The sequence below is a fragment of the Cupriavidus sp. 22TCCZM01-5 genome, from assembly GCF_057798915.1.
Genome location: NZ_JBYOJR010000045.1, coordinates 25,949 through 49,368, shown reverse-complemented (window position 1 = coordinate 49,368; position 23,420 = coordinate 25,949). Strand labels below are relative to the sequence as shown.

Below are 23,420 nucleotides of genomic sequence, written 5' to 3'. Positions count from 1 at the left end.
TTTGTCGCTCGGACAAAAGAGTAAGTCGCCGGCTACGCCGGCGAAACAGCGGCGCCCGCCAAGAACGACGAGCCAACAAAGCCCCCTGGGCCCCTCAATCCGCCTGGATCTTCGCCGTCCTGACCACCCCACCCCACAGTGTCAGCTCCCGCTGAATGCGATCAGCCAGCGGCTTGGGGCCGGAAATGTTGAGGTCATAGCCACCGGCAACCATGCGCTGCCTGAACGCCGGATCATCGCCAATGGTCTTCTGTGCCTTGATCAGCTTGTCGACCACATCGGCAGGCAGCTTCGGCGGGCCAATCAGTGCGTACCAGCCCGTCAGGTCATAGTCCTTGAGACCGGATTCGATCATGGTCGGCACATTCGGCAGCGCTGGATTGCGCGTCTTCGACGTGACGGCCAGCGCCCGCACCTTGCCGCCATTGATATGGCCGATCGCCGTACCCGTGATGTCGAACATGAACGTCACCTTGCCGCTTACCACGTCGGCCATGGCAGGCGAGTTGCCCTTGTACGGTACGTGCAGCATCTTGACGTGGCTCATCTGGGCGAGCAGTTCGGCCGACAGGTGGTTGGACGCACCAACGCCCGCCGAGCCGAACGACACATCGTCCGGATGCTTGCGTGCGTAATCGACCAGTTCCCCTACGTTCTTCGCCGGGAAGTCCTTGTTCACCAGCAGCACGTTGGTGTAGTCGGTGATCAGGCCAATGTACGTGAAGTCCTTGAGCGGGTTGAATTTGACCGAGCGCTGGATCAGCGGCGTCATGGTCATGGTCGGGCTGGCGACGAAGTACAGGGTGTAGCCATCCGGCTCGGACTTGGCCGTCAGATCGGCGGCAATGGCACCGCTCGCGCCAGCGCGGTTGTCCACCACCACGGGCTGATGCAGCGCACGGCCAAGCTGCTCGGCGTAGAGGCGTGCGGCCGTATCGACCGGGCCACCCGGTGCATAGCCTACGATCAGCTTTACCGGGCGCGACGGATACGCGTCCGCAGCCCATGCGGCCCCATGCAGCAGTGTCGCCATCATTGCGGCGACGGTCATCCAACGTTTCATCTTGTCTCCTCCAGGATTGCTTTGTGTTCCCCACCGGACACCGGCTGCCGGGCCGGCGGGAAGAAAAATCTGCGCCGGGCCGTCAGCCCAGCAGCGCCCGCAGCGGCTGCTTGAGCAGCTTGCCGCTCGCCGTCGTGGGAATCACGTCGATCACGCGCACTTCTGCCGGGCGCTTGTACGGTGCCAGGCTGTCGCGCAGGTAGGCATCGAGCTTGGCGCGATCGGGCTCGACCCCGTCCTGCATCTCGATGAAGGCCACCACCTCCTCGTTGCCGTCGCTGGTGCTGCGCCCGACCACTGCCGACTGGCGCACGCCCGGGAACGCGTTGATCACGGACTCCACTTCGATCGGGTACACGTTGAAGCCGGAGCGGATAATCAGGTCTTTGGAACGACCCGAGATGAACAGCGCGCCGTCAGCGTCCAGGTAGCCAAGGTCGCCGGTATTGAGCCAGCCGCCGGGCAGCAGCGCCTCGGCGGTCTGCTCCGGATTGCGGTAGTAGCCGAGCATCACGCCCGGGCCGCGCACGCGGATCTGCCCGCGCTCGCCGGCCGGCAGCGCATTGCCGTCGCCGTCGGTGATGCTGATCTCCACGCCTTCGACGATGTAGCCGGCCGAGCAATCGGCGCGCGGGGCTTCCATGCGCGTGATGAACAGCGAGCCGGCGTATTCGGTGATGCCGTAGCCATGGTGCAGCGGCTGGCCGAAATACGCTTCCACATCGCCCTTCAGGGTCGGATCGAGCGGCGCGCCGCCGGTATAGAGATAGCGCAGGCGCGGATAGGCCTTGCGCCCGCGTTGCTGCGCCACCGCCATGATGCGCGTGAACATGGTCGGCACGCCCTGCAGGATGCTGATCCCGGGAGTGTCCAGCGCCTCGAAGACCTCGTCCGCATCGAAGCGGGGACGCACGAACAGGCTGGCGCCGCCATACAAGGTGGCCAGCAGCACCGTGGCGATGCCGAAGATGTGCGACATCGGCAGCGCACCGTAGGCGACATCGTCCGGCCCCATATTGCGCGAGGTCGCGGAAATGCGGGCGAAGTGCGTGAGGCCTTCATGCGGCACCATCACGCCCTTGGGCGCACCGGTGGTGCCCGACGTATAAATCAGCGTGGCCACCTTGCGCGCCTGCCCGGCCGGCACGCGCTCCGGCGTGGTTGCAGCGCGCGCCACGGTCATGCCATCCGCATAGACCGGGCAACCTGTCGCCGTGGCATCCAGCCGCCGGCCGTGCGCGGCGGCGACGTCGGAAACATGGCCCGTGAACAGGACCAGGAGCGGCTGCGCGTGGTCGCGGATGTTGTCGATCTCGCGCGCCGACAGGCGTGCGTTGACCTGGATCGGCCACGCGTGCAGCGTGCTGCAGGCAAACATCGTGACGATCATCTCGTTGCAGTTCTCGCCGACCACGATCACGCGGTCGCCCTCGCCCACGCCCTGCGCGGCCAGCCAGTCCCGCGTGCTCTCGATGCGGCGCCACAGGTCGCCGTAACGGATCACGGTGCCGTTCTCATAGAGGCACGGCGCTTGCGGTGTCTGCGTGGCCCAGTGGCGTGGAAGGTCGTGGATAAACTCGGGGCGGAAGGAAGACATGATGCTCGCTGCTCGGTCGGGATTGGATACGGCGAATATGGCAAATACGGCGGATGCGTCGAAGGATGCACGGCAACGCACTTGCTGCAGGTCAGGGAGTTTGCGCCATGTATTCCGGCTAAGCCATTTCGAATTCGCTAAGGCCGTGTTCGGCGCCGCCACGTCCTCCGCGCAACGGTTCCGCCGGTACGAAGATCACCTTTGCCATTGGTGAAGAACCGAACGGCAAGCCCCTCATACAATCGGCCGGCACAGTGAAGGGCCGCCGCGCAGACGCCATGCGGCCCGCGTACCACAGGGGACATTCAGATGGATTTGCGTTTTACCGCTGAGGAACAGGCCTTCCGCGAAGAAGTCCGGACTTTCGTCCAGGCCAATCTGCCGGAGGACATCCGCAACAAGGTGCTGAACCACCAGCGAGTCGAGAAGGACGACTATGTCCGCTGGCACCGTATCCTCAACGCGCACGGCTGGGGCGCGCCGACCTGGCCCAAGGAATGGGGCGGCACCGGCTGGAATGCGCTGCAGCGCCTGATCTTCGAGATCGAGACCCTGCGCGCCGGCGCGCCGCGCATGCTGCCGTTCGGCCTGACCATGATCGGCCCGGTGCTGATGAAGTACGCCAGCCAGGCGCACAAGGAACGCTTCCTGCCGCGCATTCCCAACGTCGACGACTTCTGGTGCCAGGGCTATTCCGAGCCGGGCTCCGGTTCGGACCTGGCCTCGCTCAAGACGCGCGCCGTGCGCAAGGGCGACAAGTACATCGTCAACGGCCAGAAGACGTGGACCACCATGGCTCACTTCGCCGACTGGATCTTCTGCCTGGTGCGCACCGACCCCGAGGCCAAGGCCCAGGAAGGCATCTCGATGCTGTTGATCGACATGAAGTCGCCTGGCGTCACCGTGCGTCCGATCAAGACGCTGGACGGCGGCCACGACGTCAACGAGACCTGGTTCGAAGACGTGGAAGTGCCCGTCGAAAACCTGCTCGGCGAAGAGAACAAGGCCTGGACCTACGCCAAGTACCTGCTTGGCCATGAGCGCACCGGCATTGCCGGCATCGGTCACTGCCACCGCGAACTGCGCCAGCTCAAGCACTACGCCAGCCAGGCCACCGACGGCGCCGGCCGCCCGCTGATCGAAGACGTGCGCATGCGTGACAAGATCGCCCGCATCGAGATGGACATCATGGCGCTCGAAATGCTGCTGCTGCGCGTGGCCACGCAATCGGGCGGCCAGCCCGGCCCCGAGGCCTCGATCGTCAAGATCCGCGGCTCGGAGATCCAGCAGGACCTGGCCATGCTGATGATGGAAGTCGCCGGCCCCAACGCCTGGCCGTACTCGCCGGACTGGCTCGAACCGGGCGCAGTGCAGCCGGTGTCGGGTCCGGACTGGGCCGCCTCGGCGTCGTCGACCTACTACGATATGCGCAAGACCTCGATCTACGGTGGTGCCACCGAAGTGCAGAAGAACATCATCTCCAAGATGATCCTGGGTTTCTGAAGGGATAGCAGACATGGACTTCACCTACAGCGAAGAACAGCAGATGCTGGCGGACAGCCTGCGCCGCTTCATCGATACCGAATACACGTTCGACGCGCGCCGCAAGAGCTCGCGCGCCGGCGAGGCCCTGGACCGCGGCGTGTGGAACAAGCTGGCCGAAATGGGCGTGCTGGGCCTGACCGTACCGGCCGACTTCGGCGGCTTCGGCGAAGGCGCCGCGAGCCAGCTCGTGGTGCAGCGCGAACTGGGCCGCGGCCTGGTGCTGGAACCGGTCACGCCGAGCGGCGTGATGTCGGCGGCTATCCTCTCGGCCTACGGCAGCCAGCAGCAGAAGGAAGAATGGCTGCCGGCGATTGCCAGCGGCGAGCGCATCGTGACGCTGGCGTACCTGGAGCCGACCACGCGCTACCGTCCCGAGACCGCGCGCGCCAGCGCCGAACGCAGCGGCAACGGCTATGTGCTGAACGGCACCAAGAGCCTGGTCTGGCACGGCGCCTCGGCCGATGCCTACCTGCTGAGCGCACGCATTGCCGGCAGCAACGACGTCGCCCTGTTCCTGGTGCCGCGTGACAGCGCCGGCCTGAACGTGACCGGCTACCCGACCATCGATGGCATGCGCGCCGCCGACGTGTCGCTGCAGAACGTCACCGTGAGCGCCGACGCCCTGGTGGGCCAGCCGGCCGACGGCCTGGCAGCGCTGGGCCTGGGCATGGAGCACGGCGTGGCCGCGCTGTGCGCCGAAGGCGCGGGCGCGATGGAGAAGCTGATCGAGATCACCGGCGAGTACCTGGGCACGCGCCAGCAGTTCGGCAAGCCGCTGGGTGCCTTCCAGGCGCTGCAGCACCGCATGGCAGACATGCTGGTGCAGAAGGAGCTGGCCCTGTCGATGGCCTATGTGGCAGTCCAGGCGCTGGACGAAACCGATCCGGCACGCCGCCGCCGCATGCTGTCGGCCGCCAAGGTCACGCTGGCGCGCGCCGGCCGCTATGTCGGTCAGCAGGCCGTTCAGTTGCATGGCGGCATGGGCATGACCGACGAACTTGCCGTGGGCGACTACTTCAAGCGCCTGACCATGCTCGACCAGCTGCTCGGCGACAGCGACCACCACCTGCAGCGCTTCGGCGAAGTGATGGAAACCGCTGCCTGAGGCCAGCGTCGCCAGCGCCGGCGGCGTTCCTGCAAAGCGTCAGGAGCGCCCTCCCGCGCGCTAGCGACCCGGCTGCCTGATTTGCACACCGGTCAGGTCCGGGGCCGGCAATTGCGGCGATGGACTTCCCGAGACCTTCCCGAAGCGTTGATCGCCGCTGTTCCAATCGCGTGCAGCCGCCTCGATCTCCGCCTGGTTGCGCGCGACGAAGTTCCACCACACCAGGATCTCCTCGCCGAACGGCGCGCCACCGATCACCAGCAAGCGCGCTGGCCCGGAGCATTGCACGTGGAGCTGCGAACGCCCGGTGCCCAGATAGAGCAGCGTATCGGGCTCCAGCATTTCGCCTTCGATCTGCGCCTCGCCACTCAATACGAGCACGGCGTGCTCAAAACCCGCATCGAGCGGCAACGACGCCTGCGCCGCTCGATCGGCCGTGAGGTCAAGCCCGGTCAGCGGGGAATACACCTCGACCGGTGAGGTTTCGCCGAAAGCCGTCCCCACCAGCACCGTGACACGGAATCCTCCGTGCGCGGTGACCGGCAGGTCCGGATAGTTCCTGAACGCCGGCTTGCCATGGCGTTCGGCTTCAGGCAGTGCAATCCACAGCTGTGCCGCATGCAAGCCGCCGCCTTCCGGGGTGACGGAATCCTCCGCATGAGAGATGCCGTGGGCCGCCGTCATCAGGTTGACCTGCCCGGGCCGGATCACCTGCTCGGAGCCCAGGCTGTCCCGGTGCATGACCTCGCCTTCGATCATCCACGTGAACGTCTGCAAGCCGATATGCGGATGCGGCCCGACGCGCAGGCCGTCGCCGGGCCCGAACACGATGGGACCCGCATGGTCCAGGAAACACCAGGCGCCGACCATGCGGCGCTGGCGACTGGGCAGAGCGCGGTGGATGACCAGTTCGCCGACTTCGGCCTTGCGCGTCGAAATGCGCTCCATCACGGGGCTGCCAGGGCACGGCGGGCAATCGGTGGAGCGGGACACGCTCCGGTCCGCTGTGACATCACTCATGGGAATTCTCCTGTCCAAGTTCCTGCGTAATGTAGAGAAAAAACGCCCGCGCCATCTCCGTCTCCAGCGTGCGGTCTGACAAGCGGTACGTACCGGACCGGTTGACCAGCGTATAGATCAGCGTCCCCACCATGGCCTGGTAGGCAAAGCGGATACGCGTTTCCAGTTCGGGCGAAGCGCCCGCCGGATGCAGCCGCGCCAGGCGCGGCACCACCAGCTCCACGTAGTCCTGGTTCATCCGCTTGAGCGGGTCTTCGCCGGTGACGGCGCGCTCGATCAGCGACGCGCGCAATACCCCCTCGTTGCGGTACGCCCACATGCGGTTGTTGCGCGCGAGCGATTCCACCACCTCGCGCAGGGTCATCTGCCCGGCATCGAACAGCGCGACGCGCTGCGCCATCCCTTCGCGCAATTGCGCCACCAGCAAGGTCTGCAGGGCACGGAAGTAGCTCTCCTTGCCATCGAAGCGGCTGTAGAAGGCCCCGGTAGTCACGCCGGCATGGGCGCAGATGTCCTGGATCGGGACCTGGTCCAGCGTGCGGTCGCGCAACAGGCGGCGGCCGGCTTCCAGCAACCGCTCCGTCGTCCTCTTGCCGCGCGAGTAGCGCGGTACTGCGAATCCTTCCTGTCCTTCCAGGGGCGTCAGGGCTTGTTTCATCGTGGCCGGAATTCGTGTCCGTGTTTTCCCCAGTGTTGACAAGCTTATCAGGCGCACCACCGAGGGCTCGGACAAGACCTGACATGCCGCATCAGCCACTGAAGGAGGCGATAAGCGGAATATCCTGCATTGTGTAGACGATCAGCTGAAAAAAAAGTATCGCTTCCGGCCGGCAAAATTGTCGCCTATTCTCAACTGCAAAGCGCCTTTTCTCTCTGCCCACATCGTGGCCATAAAGGCGGCGGACCTGATCCGCCCTCAATCGCGAACGATGTCGGGCCGCGTGAAAATCAGATTGCAGACAGCGACAGCACGCGCATGGGTCCGGGCGGCATGGCTGATCGAAGCAACGGAAGGATGCCGGCAGTTGGGTGGAGGAAGCCCAAAGGCATTGTCCGCCCTGGCGTGCCACCGGAATCGAGCGCAGCGCGCATCTTCCGGATGGCAGGCAATGGCCGTTTGGGACAGCAGTTGCCGCGGTTGCCAACTGACTTTGATCCATGCGCCCCGATGCCGACGACATGAAGACCGAGCCGCCCAAGCCCTATATCACCTGGCTTGTCGTGATTTATGTGCTTTGCGGTCTGATATACATGGGCTGGCGCATCAGTACCATCAATCATGCAGCTGCGTGGCTCTCCCTTCCGCTCTACGCGGCCGAAATCTATGGCTACCTGAGCGGGCTGCTGTTCGTTCTGATGACGTACCGGTTGAGCGTGCGTGAGCCGGCGCCCGCGCCGGAAGGGCTCAAGGTCGACGTCTTCGTTCCTACCTACAACGAGTCGGTCGACCTGCTGCGCCGCACGCTGCTGGCGGCCAAATGGATGGACTACCCGCATGAGACCTGGCTGCTCGACGACGGGCGTCGCGAGAGCATGCGCAAGCTTGCCGCGGAGCTGGGCTGCCGCTACCTGTCGCGCGAAGACAACCTGCACGCCAAGGCCGGCAACCTGAACCAGGCACTGACGCGCACGGACGGCGAATTCATCGCGATATTCGATGCCGACCACGCGCCGCGCAAGGATTTCCTGATGAAGACGCTGGGGTTCTTCCGCGACCCAAAGGTGGCATTCGTCCAGACACCCCAGGATTTCTTCAACATCGATTCATTCGGGCACCGCCTTGGCAAGAAGCGCGTCTGGGACGAGCAGGCGCTGTTTTTCAAAATCATCCAGCGCGGCAAGGACGTCCTCAACGCCGCCTTCTTCTGCGGCAGCTGCGCAGTGGTCCGGCGCGCGGCGCTGAACGAGATCGGCGGGTTCGCCACGGAAACCGTGACCGAAGACGTGCACACCGCCATCAAGCTGCACAAGCTCGGGTACCGGTCGGTCTATTACGGCGAATCGCTGGCGTTCGGCCTCGCGCCACACAGCATAGACACCTACCTGAAGCAGCGCATGCGCTGGGGCATGGGTTCCATGCAGGTGTTCCGGCGCGAGAACATCCTGTTCGGGCGCGGCCTCACGCTGGGGCAGCGGCTGAACTATTTCGCCTCGGCGCTGTTCTTCTTCGAGGGCTGGCAGAAGCTCATCTTCTTCCTGACGCCGCCGGCCGTGTTCCTGTTCGGCCAATTGCCCATCGTCGCTCCGCTGGACACATTCCTGTTCCTGTTCTGCCTCTACTACCTGCTGTCCATGCTGGTACACCTGGAACTGGGGCGCGGCTACAACTCGCTGTTCCTCAGCGAACAGTATGCAATGGCCCGCTTCTTCGCCTTCATGTCTACCAGCATGGGGCTGTTTCGCCGCGATATCCCCTTCGCAGTCACCGATAAGCAGTTGTCCGATTCCGGCAAGGTATGGTTGTGGCTGTCGCCACTGCTGGTGCTTGCCGGCATCGCGGCCATCAGCGTGCCCGTGGGGGTGTACCGCATGTACACGGGCAGTATTCCGGTAGGTGCGGGCGTTGTCACCATGGTCTGGACGCTGGTCACGCTGGCCACCGCCGTTTCGGTGGCTACATTCGCCCGCCGCCATGCCGCCAACCGTCGCGTCGAGTACAGGTTTCCGCTGCGCTTGCCGATCACGCTCGAAGTGAATGGCGCGACTTACCTCGGGCTCACCTCGGACCTGTCTCCGAATGGCGCGCTTTATGTCGGACAACATGTCGGCGGCCTGGCGCGCGGCGGTACCGTGGACGTGCTCATTCACCTCCCCAGCCTGATCGTGCAAGACGTGGCCGTGGCCACCTTTGTCAGCCATCGTCGCAGCGACCCGGCCGGCGCCGCTACGGTCGGGCTGCGCTTCCAATGGGATGCCCGCGGCAATACGGGCGCGCTGGAGACCTTCCTGTATGGCAGTCGGCTGCAGCTCGACATGGGGAACCTGACGGAGACCGAGACACCGCCGCTGACACGGCTGGCCGAACTGCTGCGCCGGCAAGGCAGCGGTCCCTTGTTCGCGCAGAGCTGGGCGGCCGGGCTACTGATGCAGCCGCTGCGCCCGGGCAAGCTGCCGGTTGCCATCGCCACCATCGAAGGTGCCGCACCGTTGCTGTTCAGCAGCATTGAGCTGGACCTGGGGGCCGGCACCACGCTGCGTCAGTCCACTGCAGGTAAGCTGACCGAGCAGACCGTCAGCCTTACGCCCAGCGGCCGGCTCAGCACACCCACCGGCGATTTTCACCTGTACAACATTACACCGTGCGCAAGCACGGTCTGAAAAAGGGAAGCTTCATGACGCGGTGCATGCCCAAACCGTATCAGGTCCGCCCTGCAGTGGCGCCTCTTGCGCCCCTGGCACTTCCATTGGCCATGGCCCTGCTGGCCGGCGCGGCAGCGCTATCTCCGCTGCCGGCGCGGGCGGGAACCCTGTTCGGCGGCGCCAGCCTGGCCGGCGGCGGCGAGCGTAGCGAATATGTGGGCGTGACATCAGGCTGGTTGCCCGTACCCTACCTGACGCAGAAGCTCGTGGTGAGCGATTACCACTACAGCTACGGCTCCAACGGCACATCCGTGTCGGTGAACGGCCAGGCCGCCGAGGCGGCACTGGGGCTCCAGAAGGGCTGGGACACCGGCTGGCTGGAAGCCACCGCCGGCGCGCGCTACCGCTACAACCGCGTCTCGCCGCAAGGCGCCGACAACAGAAACGACGGCGGCCAATGGGGTCTGGCGCTGACCCTGCTGGGACAGCAGGAGTTTGCACAGCACTGGCTTGTCAACGGCATCGCCTCATATACCTTTGGCCCGCAGGCCTACTGGGCACGCGGGCGCGTGATGTACAAAGTGTTCGGCAAGGCCTGGGCCGGTGTGGAACTGATCAAGCATGGCGACCCGTTCTACCACTCCACACAAGGCGGCCTGGTATTGACGGGAATCCCGCTCACGCAAACCCTGAACCTGGGTTTCTTCACCGGCGTGAAGAAGACATCCGGCGTGTCGCGCGCCTTTTACGGCGGCCTGGAAATCAGCAAATCCTTCTGAAGGCCGTACCGCCCGCCCTGGAAACCAGAACCCGTCATGTCGTACGTTGCCGCACGCGCGCGCGTCGCAATGACAGACCAGGCGCGTCGTCGTTGCCTGGCTCGTGCCAGCGCGCTCGGCAGCAGCAATCCGGCAAAGCCCAAGAAAAAAGCGGCGGTGGAACCGAATCCCGATTCCACCGCCTCCCTTCTTCCATTCAAACCCGGAGCGCCTTACAACGTGGCAGCCGTCCCCAGGATCGCCGTCGCCTGACTGGACAGCGTACCGCCATTGCCATGGACCACGGCGACTTCCGCGTCCTTGACCTGACGGTCACCGCATTCGCCACGCAGCTGGCGCACGGCTTCGATCGTGATGAACATCCCATACATGCCCGGATGCACGCATGACAGCCCCCCACCGTTGGTGTTCACCGGCAGTCGACCGCCCGGAGCAATCCCGCCGCCACTGACGAAGTGACCGCCCTCGCCCTTCGGACAGAAGCCAAGGTCTTCCAGGAACAGCAGCGTGTTGATGGTGAACGCGTCGTACAGTTCAGCGACGTCGACATCCGACGGCTTGAGGCCGGCCATGGCGAACGCGCGCTCGCCGGATTCCTTCGCTGCCGTGACGGTGAGATCGGGCATGCACGAGATCTGGCGGTGCCATGTCGCGGTGGCGTTGCCGAGCACATAGACCGGCGGCTTGGCCATGTCCTTGGCACGGTCGGCACGAACCATCACGTAGGCGCCGGCACCGTCCGTCACCAGGCAGCAGTCACGCACCGACAGCGGGTCAGACACCATGCGCGCATTGAGCACGTCGTCGATGCTGAGCGGATCGCGCATCTGCGCTTCCGGATTGAGCTGCGCCCACTTGCGCGCGGCCACGGCCACTTCGGCCAGGTGTTCGCGCGTGGTGCCGTACTGGTGCATGTGGCGCGCGGCGGCCAGTGCGTACGACGTGATCGGGCTCAGCGGCTGGTACGGGTTTTCGTACGGCTGTGGATCGAGCACGGCGCGAACCTTGCCGATGCCGGCGCGGCCCACGGTCGAGGTGCGCTGGTTGCTGCCGTAGCAGACCAGCACCGCGTCGCACAGACCAGCTTCAAGCGCCATCATGGCCGGCAGCATGTGCGAAACGAAGCTCGAGCCGCCGATCATGGTGCTGTCGACGAACTTCGGCTTGATGCCGAGGTACTCGGCCACCGGCATCACCCACATGGTGGCGCCGACGCTGGCGGTGGCGATGCCGTCGATGTCGCGCATCGACATGCCGGCATCCTTCACGGCTGCCTTGGCGGCTTCCACCAGGATTTCCATTTCAGTCTTGCCGTGGGCTTCGCCCAGGCCGGCCTGGCCGACGCCGACGATGGCGACGCTGCCGCGCAGAGAAGACAGACTCATTTTGCTTGGCCCTCCACCGGATCGAACACGACGAGAGCGGGCTCGCCTTCTGCCTTGCCAGGCGCCACGCGCGCCTTGACGCGCATGCCGATGCGCACGGACGCCGGGGCGATGCCCTCGACCCGGCTCATCATGCGCACGCCTTCGTCCAGGTCGACCAGCACAATGTTGTAGTCGCCGCCGGCTTCGGGCTTGCGGCGGATCACGCTGGTGGAGTAGACCGTGCCGGTGCCTTTCGGCTCGGTCCAGTCAAGCGCGTCACCGCCGCAGTGCGGGCAGATGTTGCGCGGGAAAAATACGTGCTGCTTGCAGTCCTGGCAGTGCTGGATGCGGAACTGGCCGGCGGCCAGCATGTCCGCGTAGACCTTGTCCGGACCCGCCGCCGCTCCTTGTTGGGGCATGGTGTCTCCTTCACAAATGATGCCGCCATGGGGCTTCCATGGCACAGCTGCCAGATTGCCGCACTATGCGCGGTGCAGCAATTCGCATCTGCCAAAGGCAGGATTCCCGAATGCGGAAATCCCCCTTCGGGCACGCCGATGCTCAGATGACCAGCTCGATCAGGAACGGACCCTTGCGCTGGTTGGCCATGCGGAAGAGGTCGGCAAATGTCTTCATGTCGTGCGCGCATGCGCCCTCCACGCCCATGCCATTGGCCATCTGCACCCAGTTCAGGTCGGGGCTGCCGATGTCGAGCATGTCGAGCGCGGTCTTGCCCGGGTTGGCGCCCACGCCGGCCAGCTCGCCCAGCAGGATGGCGTATTTGCGGTTGGCCAGCAGCACCACGGTGACGTCGAGTTGCTCGCGTGCCATGGTCCACAGCGACTGCAGCGTGTACATGCCGGAGCCATCGGCCTGCAAGGCCACCACACGGCGGCCCGGCGCGGCCACGGCGGCGCCGGTGGCCAGCGGCAGGCCGGCACCGATGGCGCCGCCCGTGAGCTGCAGCCAGTCGTGCGGCGCGGCGTTCACGGTGCCCGGATAGAAGGCCCGCCCGAAGCTGACGCTCTCCTCCACGACGATGGCCTGTTCCGGCAACAGCGCCGTCAGCGTCTTCGCCACGGCTTCCGATGTGACCGCGCCGCGCGGGATGTTGGCAGATGCCGCAGATGCTGATTGCGGCAGCGCCGCGTTCCTTGCCCCAACCTCGTCGGCGAGCCGGGCCAGCGCATCGGCGAGATCCTCTTCGGGCCGCGCCAGCACGTGCACCACGGCATCTTCCGGATACGGACGCGGCGACTTGCCCGGATAGGCGAAGAACGTCACGGGCGCCTGCGCACCGACCAGGATCACGTTGCGGATGCCTGCCAGCCGGTCACGCGCGACATCGCCGGAATAGGGAATGCGATCCACCGCCAGCCGCCCGCGTCCGCGCGACACGCGCGCGTTCGACATGGGCGTGATCAGCCGTGCCTGCGTGGTAGCGGCAACGCGGTGTGCGTCGGCGAGCGGCGCTTCGCGCAGCGCGCCGCCCGCCAGCACGATCAGGGTTGGCTGGCCGGAGCGCAGCACGCGCGCGGCGTTCTGCACGGCGTCCGGCGCGACCTTGGGCACGGACAGCGGCGGCAGTGGCGCGGCCACTTCACCGCCGGCATCCCAGCAAACGTCCGAAGGGAGGATCAGGCTGGCGACGCCGCCCGGCGCGGCGCGTGCGGCCTGCACCGCCGCCGCGGCATCCGCGCCGACCGACGCGGCATGCGTGGCCGTGCGCGTCCACACCGACACCGGGCGGGCCCAGCCCTCGGTGTCGGCGGTGAGCGGCGCATCGAGCGGGCGATGGTAGGTGGCCTGGTCGCCGATGATATTGACCACCGGCGTCTGCGCGCGGCGCGCGTTGTGCAGGTTGGCCAGGCCGTTGGCCAACCCGGGGCCGCAATGCAGCAGCGTGGCGGCAGGCTTGTCGGCCATGCGCGCGTAGCCGTCGGCGGCGCCGGTGACGACACCTTCGAACAGTCCCAGCACGCAGCGCATGCCGGGAATGCGGTCGAGCGCCGCCACAAAGTGCATCTCGCTCGTGCCGGGGTTGGCAAAACAGGTGTCGACACCGCTGGCCAGCAGGGTCTTGACCAGGCTTTCAGCGCCATTCAACGCTTGGGAGGTTTCCATGGTTCGGGTTCCATGATTCAGGACGGGTTGGCTTCGGACGGCGGCCGGAACCCGGCCAGCAAGTCGAAATCGAGACAGACGAATTCCGTGGGGAATTCAATGCGGGCGTAGTACACGATCACATCGTCGACGCAGGCGTAGCGGCGCAGATCGGCCACGGGGGCCCCGACTGCAAGGTCCAGCGCCACAGCGGATTCCGCCCCGGCCGCGACGATGGTCAGCCGCTGGCGCGCGGCGCTGACCTGCAGGCCGGGAAAGCGGTCCAGCACCTGCACCGAGGCGCCATGCCGGAAGGCCTCCGGCTCGCGCGCAAAGACGCCGGCCTCGATGTACACCTCGCAGATGGCGAAAGGCCGCCCCTCCGCCCGGTGCAGGCGGCGCAGGAAATGATATTCAGGGGCCCGCCGGCCGCTGCACGGCAGACCCAGGTCGGCGGGCAAGGCCACGTTGCCCCCGGACTCCACCAGCGCCTCGGTGTCGATGGCATCGCCCACGGCAACGGCCTCGTCCCAGCTCGTGGACAGTGACACACGCCGCTGTGGCCGCCGGCCGGCCTTGACGAAAGTACCGCGTCCGCGCGAACGCTCGAGCAACCCTTCCTCGTCCAGCAGCGACAGGGCCTGGTGCATGGTCATGCGGGCCACGCCGTACTGGCGGCACAACGCCTCCAGCGACGGAATCTGCGCGCCGGGCCCCCACGCCCCGCTTTCGATCTGGCGGCGGAAGATGGTGGCGAGCTGCAGGTAGACGGGCTGGCGGCTACGGGAAAGGAGTTCTGTCGATGGCTTGTCCGGCATGGCTGGCCAGGCTGATGCTCTGCCCGGTTCAATCACCGTGCGTGGGGCACCCTGCACCAGACGGTATGCCGGACTTTATAAAGGTCTACAAACCTAGACTACTAGGGTTTACCGCGATCAAGGTTCTCTCTTTGTGGTTATTAATCATCATTCTTTTGATCGCTATCACCCGGCCATTAATGTGTCAACTCGCACATTCACATTTTGAAATTTTTCGTAACACTTTGAGATAATCGAATCGTGCGACAGCGACAATGGCGTTCGTTCGCGCCCTAGCGGTTCCCAGCGCAGCAGTTCAACAAGCAAGATTTTCAAATCTTTTCCGACACCCGGCCCGGCGCACGGATTTCCAAGATCAAAGTGGAAAAATCATCAACTTATTCGCGTGGCGAAGTAGCGCAGGCGCCCGCAATTCTTCCCGGCGCGCTAGAGACATGGTCCGGTACCCTGCAACGGCTGGGCGCAAGCCGGATCCTTGCCCTGGCAGTCCTCGCTCATGTGATTCTCTGGACACTTTTGCCAAGCCTGCTATTGCAGAATGCATCACTCGACATTATCGAGGCGCTGGGCTGGGGCCATGAATGGCAACTTGGGTATGAGAAGGATCCGCCGCTCTGGCCATGGGTAACAGAAGTTCTGACCATGTGGCCAGGCAAGAATCTTTGGGCCTGCTATCTTGCCGCCCAAGTCTGTATCGGAACGGTCTTTGTCGCGGTCTGGCAGTTGGGCCGCCGCATCACAACCAAGCGCGAAGCACTCATCGGAGTGCTTCTGCTGGAAGGCGTCTATTACTTCAACTTCCCCACCCCGGAGTTCAACGACATCATCCTGCAGATGCCGTTTGGCGCGCTGTTTGGCTGGCTGTTGCATCGCGCACTGACCGACAATCGCCTCGGCGACTGGTGCCTGAGCGGACTCGTTGCCGGCCTTGGGCTATGGGCGCGCTATTCGATGGGGGCCTATCTCATCCCCATGGCCATCTTTGTGCTGGCGCACCCGCAGGCCCGCCGTCGTCTCGCCGAACCGGGTCCGTGGGTATTGGTATCGACCGCGCTGCTCACGTTCCTTCCGCATATGCTCTGGATCGTCGATACCGGTTTCATGTCTATCGAATATGTTGCCCGGCGCGCGCCCGAGGCCGCCAGGGGCGCCTACCTGATCAAGCTGGTTTCGTTTATCGGCGCGCAGCTGGCCGCGGTCATTCCGATGCTGCTCCTCGCAATGATGCTGTGGCGCTGGAAGGACAAGAACGCAGCGCCAACGCCCTCGGAGCCGCGTCAATTCGACCGGGCCTATCTTGCCGCCCTGGCCCTGGGGCCCCTGCTCTTTTCGCTGGGCCTGTCGGCCATCACGCATAGACCGCCGCGGGTCATGTGGGCGGCGCCGCTGCTGTGCTTCGTAGGGTTGCTGATCGCTACCGAGATCAGGCCGGTGCTGACGACGGAGCGGCTCCGTACCTTCAGCCGCGCGTGGATGGTGGCCCTGCTGCTTCCCGCATTGTTGTTCGCGCTCGATCAACTGGGCCGGCCAATCCTCCTCGGCAAGGAAAGCCGGACGCATTTTCCGGGTCGGGAACTTGCCGCGGAAGTGACAACCCGATGGCAAGCCGAGACAGGCAAGCCGCTGAAGTACGTGATTGGCGATACATGGTATGCGGGGAATGCCGCGTTCTATTCTGACGATCGCCCCACGGCCTTTTTTGGCTACGGCGGCTATCGCTTCAACCCCTGGGTGACACCTGAGGACCTGGACAAGTCCGGTGCAATGCTGGTCTGGGATGCCGAACACGAGGGAGCAGGCATTCCGCCATTTTTTGCGGAACACTATCCTGGGGCAACCATACAGCCAGCAGTGACTCTCCATGGCCCGGCTTCGGACCATAAGCTGGGCATGGCAATACTCTTCCCCAACCAACGTGGTGAGTGAACGAGTCCCACCGTCATTCAACGGCTTCCCGGTGCAGGCGCAATGCACGGATGCCGTTGCGCGCTGCCAGCCTTCAGCGATGTTGTTGGCGAGCGTCTGACCAAGGCGAATAGCGCGGCTGCTCGCCATCATGCGCCCGCGTCTTATGGGAGCGGCGCTCTGCTCGCGCCCGCTTCAGCGTCGGCGGGCACCCGACGGCCAGGCCTTTCACGCGCCCGGCCTGCGTTGCCACAGTGCCAACGGCACCACATCCTCGCGCCAACGCCATGCAGCAAGCGGCCAGAATGCGTTATGCCCCAACTTCCCCGGGGCCTGCGCGACTGCCGCTTCGCAGTCATTCTCAGGAGTCAATCCATGTTGATGCGAGACGTGATCCCCCAAGTGCTGAACCGCGGTACTGCCATGCTGACCCAGGACCTGCTGGAGACACCCCCGCAGAAGACGTTCCACCACGCGATCGATATCTATCTCAAGGATTCCAATGCCTTCATGAATACCTATTTCGCCCGCTATTTCGAATGGCAGGGCATCTGCCGGGAACGCTGGTTCCACGAATGCATCCATGACAACCTGCTGGCAGCCGGCGGCGTCTTCGTGACCAAGCGCGCGCACCAGGAGTATGTCGAGGAGACGTTCCCATTCCAGCGCGTGGACTGCTACCTGAACACGTTCCAGGTCAAGCAGTGCTCGGCGTATCTGTTGTTCCGCTTCTGCGTCGGCGGCAAGCCGGTGTCGCTGGGGTACCAGCAGATCGTTTTTGCCGACAAGGAAAAGCGGATCAGCCGCTTCCCGCGCGGCATCATCGAGCGCGTCAAGGAATATGAACTGGTCCTGCCGGCACTGGCCAGCTAAGGCCAGGTAGCACTAGCAATCGTCGGCCCGCGGCCGGCAAGACCGCGGGCCGAGATGCAGGCCCGGCGCCGCCGGATCGGGTCAGCCGGCGACGCTGGCGCGCAGGCGCCCGTCCGCCATGGGCGTGAAGCGCGGCAGCCGCAGCGTGAAGGTGGTATGCGAGCCGGCCACGGACTCGCACTCGATGCGCCCGCCGAACGACTCGATGGCCCGGCGGCAGAACGCCAGCCCCAGCCCGGCGCCGGTACCATGCGCCTTGGTGGAGAAGAAGGGATCGAAGATGCGCGGCAAGACGTTCGCCGGAATGCCCGAGCCGGTGTCGCGGAAGCGCACGATGTGAAACGGGCCCTCGGCCGAGCCGACAATGTCGATACCGCCGTCGCCGCGCGCGCGGATCGCATGGAGCGCATTCTTCAGCAGGTTGAACAGCACGTACACCAGCAGCGTGTCCGAGCCCACGAAGCGCCAGGCGTCGTCGATGCCGCGCACCTGCACGCGGGCACGGTCGTCGCCCTGGAACGGATAGCGTTCGAGTGCGGCGCGCACGCAGTCGCCGATGCCGTGGGGCGCGAAGGTGCTGCGGTCCAGTCGCTCCAGCGTGACCGAGGCCAGCGCCATGTCGATGACGGTGCTGGTGCCATCCACCTCCCTGGTAATCGCGCCCACCAGGCTGGACACCCGCTCGAGCTGGCCGGGACGCATGCGGTCTTCGCACAGCCCGTGCTCCACGGCCAGCCGGTAGCCCTGCAGCACCTCGGGCCAGGTCCGCGCCATCTCCTGCGCCTGCATGCGGATGGAAGCGAGCGGCGTGCGCACTTCATGCGCCACCGTGGCGGCCAGCGAATACGGATGCATCAAGTCGTAGCGCACCACGCTGACCGCGAGCATGCCAAGGCTCAAGGCCACGAACACCACGCCGGGCGGGTAGAAGGCATAACCGTAGTTGGCCGCGTAGTCCACGGCCGCCAGCGAGTACAGCACCACCGCCATGAGGCACAGGTTGTAGCGCTTGCGGCGTTCCGCGGTCGCGTTGCGGCGGGCTTCGAGCAGGATCCAGGCACTGCGCATCGCCACCAGCACGGTCTGCAACAGATGCAGCGGATGCAGCGGGCCGGCCTTCGGGTAGTCACCGAAGAAGTACGTATAGTAGCCCGCCACCACCTGGTTGCTCGACAGCAGCAGCATGGCCAGGACCACGCTCATGCCATACGAGGCAAGCAGGATCGGCCGCTCATCGCGCCGCTCGGTCACCTCGGCGATGAAGTGATAGTACGTCGTCGGCAGGAACAGGATGAACAGGTAGCCGAGCCGCGCGAGCAGCGTGGCCACGTCGGGATGCTGGGCCTGGAACAGGAAGACCCACGTCCCCTGCCAGGCGAAGGTGGTCACGCACAGCAGAAAGAACGACGCCGACACGCGCGTCACGCCCTTGGTCACCAGCACATAGAGGCCGTAACCGAGAAAGGTGGACGAGACGAAGGCTGGCAGGGCGGCGTACATGCGTGGCGCGGTGAGTGGGTGTCCCCGAAGCAACACGACATGTTAAGTCGGGGCAGCCTGCGGCGTGCATCATTTGATTGCATTCTGAGCTAACTTGCGCTTAACGCATCCCCTACTAGCTGGGGGTTCCAGAAACACCAGGGCGGCGGCGGAGTGCTTGCGCACCCTGCCGCCGCCCCGCTTCCGGACTGCCGACGCTTACCAGCGCGCGTCGTTCTCCCACTGCTTCATTTCTTCCTCGACACGCTCCTTCGTGTAGCCGTAGCGCTCGCGGATGCGACCGGCAAGCTGGTCGCGCTTGCCCTTGATCTGCGTGATGTCGTCATCGGTGAGCTTGCCCCACTTTTCCTTGATCTTGCCCTTGGCCTGGTCCCACTTTCCTTCGATCTGTTCCCAGTTCATGTGGTGCTCCTTGTCGTCGATGTTCCGTGATGGTCGGCGCATGCCGGCTTCGGTACCGGCCGGCTTAGCGGCCGTACTTGGCCTTCACATCTGCCACGCACTTGTCCTTGCTGTCGCCTGTCATCGCGTCGCAACGCTCCTTGTCAGCCTTGTAGGCGGCGTCCATGGTGTCCTTGCGTGCATCGCGACGGGCTTCGGCGACATCGGTGCGCGTACCGGTCGCGGCGGCCTTTTCGATCTTGGCCTCACCCAGGGCCTTCTCATGGGCTGTCTTGGCGTCCTTCTTGCACACGTCCTTGTCGTTGCCGGACTTGTCGTCGCACATTTCCTTGGCCACGTCGTAGTCGCGGTCGGCCTTGGTCTTCATGGCCTTGGCACGCGCCTTTTCGGTACCGTCGCGCTTGGCTTCGGCGTCGGCCTTGGCGACGTCGCGGTCGCGCTTGGCCTCGGCCTTGCACACGTCCTTGGCGTTCCCGCTCATGCCATCGCACTTGCCCTTGGCTGCCTTGTAATTGTCGTCGGCCTGCTTGACTGCGGTGTCATAGTCGGCCTTGGACCCGGCTGGGTGGGTCTGGGCCATGACATAGCTTGCCGGGACGGCAACCATCATCGAACACACTGCTGCTGACAGCCATTTCTTCATCATGTCGGACTCCTTCCACGTGAATGATTGGCGGGATTGCCGTCGCAGCTGACAGCCGGGTTCCCCCGGCGGCCCTGCTGCATGTGTTCAGCGTAGGTTTTGAGCCGCCGCTCCTGCAGGAGTAGCGTTCCGAAAGCGGCGTCAGAGGATTCCGACAGAGCAATGGCCAGGCGAGGGAAAAGGGACGCCTGCGAGGCGAAGGGGCGATGCTGGGCATGGCCATTCCGTGCCCCGCAAACAAAAGGCCCGTCTCGGGAGACGGGCCTTGTTACCGCTTACATCAGGAGGACAGTGAGTCCGACAACCGGTTGTTCGGCTCGTCGACTTCCTCGTCCGGCCAGTTGCGCCCGACCATCCACTCGTACAGCGTGGGCAGCACGATCAGTGTCAGCATCGTGGCGGTGATCAGGCCGCCGATGATGACGATGGCGAGCGGGCGCTGGGTCTCGGAGCCGATGGCGCGCGAGATCGCCATCGGGAACAGGCCCAGCATGGCCAGCAGCGCCGTCATCAGCACCGTGCGCAGGCGGTCCATGGAGCCGGTCAGCACGGCCTGGCGCACCGGCATGCCTTCATCGCGCAACTGGTTGAAGTACGTCACCATCACCACACCGTTCAGCACGGCCTGCCCGAACAGTGCGATGAAGCCGATGGCCGCCGACACCGACAGCGGAATGCCCGTGAGAAACAGCGCGAACACGCCGCCGATCAGTGCGAACGGGATGTTCGAGATGATCAGCGTGGCGCTCTTGAACGACTTGAACGCATTGAACAGCAGCAGGAAGATCACCAGCACCGACAGCGGGACCACGATCGACAGCCGCGCCATGGCGCGTTCCTGGTTCTCGAACTCGCCCGACCAGCTGATCTTGACGTCGTCCGCCTTCACGTTCTTCGCCACCAGCGCCTGCATGTCCTTCACCACGCTGCCCATGTCGCGGTCGTGGATAAAGATGCCGATCGAGGTGGTGCGCTGGCCGTTCTCGCGGCTGATGTTCATGGCGCCCGAGGCAGCACGGAACGTCACCAGTTGCGACAGCGGCACCTGCGCGCCATCGGCGGTCTGCATGAAGATGTTCGGCAGGTTCGGCAGCTCGCGCTCCGACGGCTTCAGGCGCACGGCCACGCTGAAGTGCTTTTCCCCTTCCCACAGCTCCGTGGCGGCCTTGCCGGCCAGCGCGGTTTCCATCAGGTCCTGCACATCGGCCACGTTGATGCCGTAGCGCGCGGCCTGGGCGCGGTCGAAATCGAGCACGTACTGCGGCAGTTCGCCGTCACGGTCGATAAAGGCGCGCATGACGCCCTTGACCGACTGCACATTGGCCAGGATCTGGTCCGCCACCTGTTTGTTGTGCTCCAGGCTGTCGCTCTGCACCTTGATGACGATCTGGCCCTTGATCTGCGAGATCGATTCCAGGATGTTGTCACGCACCGGCTGCGAGAAGTTGGGCTCGATGCCCGGCAGCTGGCGCAGGTTGTGGTTGATCTCCTCGATGATCTTGCGCTTGTCGTAGCCGGCGCGCCATTGTTTGTCGTTCTTCAGGTCGACAAGGATTTCAACGGTGTTGATCAGCTTCGGGTCGGTGCCGTCGTCGGGGCGGCCCACCTTGGAGATGGTCGTGTTGACTTCCGGCGTCTTGCGGATCACGCCGCGCAGCTTGCGCGCCTGGTCGCGGGCCTCGTCGATCGAGACCGAGGCCGGCAGGTCGAAGCTGACCCACATCGAGCCTTCGTCGAGTTCGGGCAGGAATTCGCTGCCCAGGAACTTGCCCACGCCGACGGTCGCCACCAGCAGGCCCAGCGCCACGCCGACCACCGTCTTCTTGTTGTCGAGGGCCCAGGCCAGCATGGGCTCGTACAACCGCTTGCAGTAGCGCACCACGAAGTTGTCGTCGTGCGCAATGTTCTTCTTCAGCAGCAGGTGGCACAGCAGCGGCACCAGCGTCAGCGAGATGATCAGCGAACCGATCAGCGCGCCCGTCACGGTATAGGCCATCGGCGCGAAGATCTTCCCTTCATGCCGTTGCAAGGTGAAGATCGGGATGTGCGCGGCGATGATGATCACCATCGAGAACACGGTCGGCCGGCCGACTTCCGTGGTGGCCTGCAGGATCGCGTAGAGCCGCGCCTTGCTGTCCTGGATCTGCTGCTCCTTCAGCTCGCCCAGGCGCTTGAAGATGTTCTCGACCACGATCACCGCGCCGTCGACGATGATACCGAAGTCCATCGCGCCCAAAGACAGCAGGTTGGCCGGGATGCCGACCCAGGTCAGCCCGATGAAGGTCGACAGCAGCGCCAGCGGGATCACCAGCGCCACGATGGCCGCCGCGCGCACGTTGGCCAGGAACAGGTAGAGCACCGCCATCACCAGCAGCGCGCCTTCCACCAGGTTGCCAAACACCGTGTGCAGCGTCTTGTCGATCAGCGTGGACCGGTCGTAGTACGGCACGATCTTCACGCCCTTGGGCAGGATCTGGTCGTCGAGCAGATCAATCTTCTTCTTGAGCGCGTCCAGCACCAGCGACGGGTTCTCGCCCTTGCGCATCACCACGATGCCCGAGACGATGTCGTCTTCGTCGTCCTGGCCCATCAGGCCCTGCGGCGGAGCCGAACCGATCTTCACGTCGGCGATGTCCTTGACCAGGATCGGCGTGCCGTTGTTTTCGGCCACCACCACATTGGCGATGTCGGCCGACGTCCGGAAGCTGCCCAGCGAGCGCAGCAGGAACTGCTGGCGCCCGTGCGCCACGGCGCCGCCGCCGGCGTTCGAGTTGGCCCGCTGCAGTGCGGTGAACAGCTGCGCCAGCGATATCTTGGCGTCACGCATGCGCGCCACGTTCGGGTTGACCTCGTACTGCTTGGTGGTGCCGCCGATGGTGACCACGTCCGCCACGCCGGGCACCTGCCGCATGTTCTTCTCGACCACCCAGTCCTGCAGCGTGCGCAGTTCCTGCGGCGTGTAGCCCTTGCCGGTCAGCCGGAAGCGGTAGATCTCGCCGATTGCCGTGGACAGCGGCGCCAGGTCCGGGTGCACGCCGTCGGGCAGGTCCACGCCGCGCAGGCGCTCCAGGATCTGCTGGCGTGCGGTCACGTCGGTGGCCTTGTCGTTGAAGGTCACCATCATGAACGACAGGCCGAACTGCGTATGCGAGAACACGCGCACCGAATTGGGCGTGCCCGCCATCGCGGTTTCGATCGGGATGGTCACCTGGCGCTCCACTTCCTCGGCGGCGCGGCCGGGGTAGAGCGTAATGATGTTGACCTGGATGTCGGACACATCCGGGAAGGCCTCGATCGGCAGGTTCTTGAACGCGGCCAGGCCGCCGCCCACGAAGATCAGCAGGCCCAGCCAGACGAACAGCTTCTGGTGCAGGGCAAAATTGACGATACGCGAAATCAT

18 protein-coding genes are annotated in these 23,420 nt (G+C 64.9%); 6 read left to right on the top strand and 12 right to left on the bottom strand.

What is annotated here, in order from left to right:
- Positions 1-94: 94 nt before the first annotated feature.
- Both AC3FNH_RS29305 and AC3FNH_RS29300 read right to left on the bottom strand, forming a co-directional pair.
- The gene (locus tag AC3FNH_RS29305; RefSeq protein WP_488722562.1) at positions 95-1,063 is read right to left on the bottom strand and encodes a Bug family tripartite tricarboxylate transporter substrate binding protein; all 969 of its coding nucleotides are present in this window, start codon (positions 1,061-1,063) and stop codon (positions 95-97) included.
- 82 nt (positions 1,064-1,145) lie between these two features.
- Complete coding sequence (locus AC3FNH_RS29300) at positions 1,146-2,660, bottom strand: class I adenylate-forming enzyme family protein (RefSeq protein WP_488722561.1); 1,515 nt, start codon at positions 2,658-2,660, stop codon at positions 1,146-1,148.
- A gap of 309 nt (positions 2,661-2,969) precedes the next feature.
- Here AC3FNH_RS29300 and AC3FNH_RS29295 point away from each other — a divergent pair, with 309 nt between their 5' ends.
- Both AC3FNH_RS29295 and AC3FNH_RS29290 read left to right on the top strand, forming a co-directional pair.
- On the top strand, positions 2,970-4,163 hold the full coding sequence (locus AC3FNH_RS29295) for an acyl-CoA dehydrogenase family protein (RefSeq protein ID WP_276103096.1): 1,194 nt from the start codon (positions 2,970-2,972) through the stop codon (positions 4,161-4,163).
- A 13-nt stretch (positions 4,164-4,176) separates the two neighbouring features.
- The gene (locus AC3FNH_RS29290) at positions 4,177-5,310 is read left to right on the top strand and encodes an acyl-CoA dehydrogenase family protein (RefSeq protein WP_488722560.1); all 1,134 of its coding nucleotides are present in this window, start codon (positions 4,177-4,179) and stop codon (positions 5,308-5,310) included.
- A gap of 60 nt (positions 5,311-5,370) precedes the next feature.
- Here the strand turns inward: AC3FNH_RS29290 and AC3FNH_RS29285 are convergent, their stop codons facing one another.
- Together AC3FNH_RS29285 and AC3FNH_RS29280 are read right to left on the bottom strand one after the other, a co-directional pair.
- Positions 5,371-6,330 (bottom strand): pirin family protein, encoded by a 960-nt coding sequence (locus tag AC3FNH_RS29285; RefSeq protein ID WP_488722559.1) that lies wholly within the window; start codon positions 6,328-6,330, stop codon positions 5,371-5,373.
- Positions 6,323-6,988 carry a TetR/AcrR family transcriptional regulator gene (locus AC3FNH_RS29280; RefSeq protein ID WP_488722558.1) on the bottom strand — a complete coding sequence of 222 codons (666 nt, stop codon included), beginning with the start codon at positions 6,986-6,988 and terminating at the stop codon, positions 6,323-6,325. The genes AC3FNH_RS29285 and AC3FNH_RS29280 overlap by 8 nt, the downstream gene beginning before the upstream one ends.
- A 500-nt stretch (positions 6,989-7,488) precedes the next feature.
- Here AC3FNH_RS29280 and AC3FNH_RS29275 point away from each other — a divergent pair, with 500 nt between their 5' ends.
- Both AC3FNH_RS29275 and bcsS read left to right on the top strand, forming a co-directional pair.
- The gene (locus AC3FNH_RS29275; protein WP_488722557.1) at positions 7,489-9,648 is read left to right on the top strand and encodes a glycosyltransferase family 2 protein; all 2,160 of its coding nucleotides are present in this window, start codon (positions 7,489-7,491) and stop codon (positions 9,646-9,648) included.
- Positions 9,649-9,740: 92 nt separating this feature from the next.
- Entirely contained in the window at positions 9,741-10,409 is a 669-nt protein-coding gene (bcsS, locus tag AC3FNH_RS29270) for a cellulose biosynthesis protein BcsS (RefSeq protein WP_276103090.1), read from the top strand.
- Between the two features lie 212 nt (positions 10,410-10,621).
- Here the strand turns inward: bcsS and AC3FNH_RS29265 are convergent, their stop codons facing one another.
- The 4 genes from AC3FNH_RS29265 to AC3FNH_RS29250 all read right to left on the bottom strand — a co-directional run bounded on the left by AC3FNH_RS29265 (position 10,622) and on the right by AC3FNH_RS29250 (position 14,697).
- Complete coding sequence (locus AC3FNH_RS29265) at positions 10,622-11,794, bottom strand: thiolase (RefSeq protein ID WP_276103089.1); 1,173 nt, start codon at positions 11,792-11,794, stop codon at positions 10,622-10,624.
- On the bottom strand, positions 11,791-12,195 hold the full coding sequence (locus AC3FNH_RS29260; protein WP_488722556.1) for a Zn-ribbon domain-containing OB-fold protein: 405 nt from the start codon (positions 12,193-12,195) through the stop codon (positions 11,791-11,793). Before AC3FNH_RS29260 ends, AC3FNH_RS29265 begins: the two co-directional genes overlap by 4 nt.
- Positions 12,196-12,337: 142 nt before the next feature.
- Complete coding sequence (locus AC3FNH_RS29255; protein ID WP_488722564.1) at positions 12,338-13,882, bottom strand: acetolactate synthase large subunit; 1,545 nt, start codon at positions 13,880-13,882, stop codon at positions 12,338-12,340.
- A gap of 35 nt (positions 13,883-13,917) precedes the next feature.
- Positions 13,918-14,697: a GntR family transcriptional regulator gene (locus AC3FNH_RS29250; RefSeq protein WP_488722555.1), complete on the bottom strand. Its 780-nt coding sequence runs from the start codon at positions 14,695-14,697 to the stop codon at positions 13,918-13,920.
- A gap of 360 nt (positions 14,698-15,057) precedes the next feature.
- On the opposite strand from AC3FNH_RS29250, the gene AC3FNH_RS29245 reads away from it, so the two are divergent.
- On the top strand, positions 15,058-16,623 hold the full coding sequence (locus tag AC3FNH_RS29245) for a glycosyltransferase family 39 protein (RefSeq protein ID WP_488722554.1): 1,566 nt from the start codon (positions 15,058-15,060) through the stop codon (positions 16,621-16,623).
- A 354-nt stretch (positions 16,624-16,977) separates the two neighbouring features.
- On the top strand, positions 16,978-17,475 hold the full coding sequence (locus tag AC3FNH_RS29240) for an acyl-CoA thioesterase (protein ID WP_276103084.1): 498 nt from the start codon (positions 16,978-16,980) through the stop codon (positions 17,473-17,475).
- Positions 17,476-17,556: 81 nt separating this feature from the next.
- Here AC3FNH_RS29240 and AC3FNH_RS29235 read toward each other — a convergent pair whose 3' ends face one another.
- From AC3FNH_RS29235 to AC3FNH_RS29220, 4 genes are all read right to left on the bottom strand, one after another.
- Entirely contained in the window at positions 17,557-18,975 is a 1,419-nt protein-coding gene (locus AC3FNH_RS29235; protein ID WP_276103083.1) for a sensor histidine kinase, read from the bottom strand.
- Between the two features lie 198 nt (positions 18,976-19,173).
- Positions 19,174-19,377: a CsbD family protein gene (locus AC3FNH_RS29230; protein ID WP_276103082.1), complete on the bottom strand. Its 204-nt coding sequence runs from the start codon at positions 19,375-19,377 to the stop codon at positions 19,174-19,176.
- Between the two features lie 64 nt (positions 19,378-19,441).
- Positions 19,442-20,023 carry a hypothetical protein gene (locus tag AC3FNH_RS29225; protein ID WP_276103081.1) on the bottom strand — a complete coding sequence of 194 codons (582 nt, stop codon included), beginning with the start codon at positions 20,021-20,023 and terminating at the stop codon, positions 19,442-19,444.
- Positions 20,024-20,300: 277 nt separating this feature from the next.
- Positions 20,301-23,420, bottom strand: coding sequence for an efflux RND transporter permease subunit (locus AC3FNH_RS29220; RefSeq protein WP_488722553.1), 3,120 nt, complete (start codon positions 23,418-23,420; stop codon positions 20,301-20,303).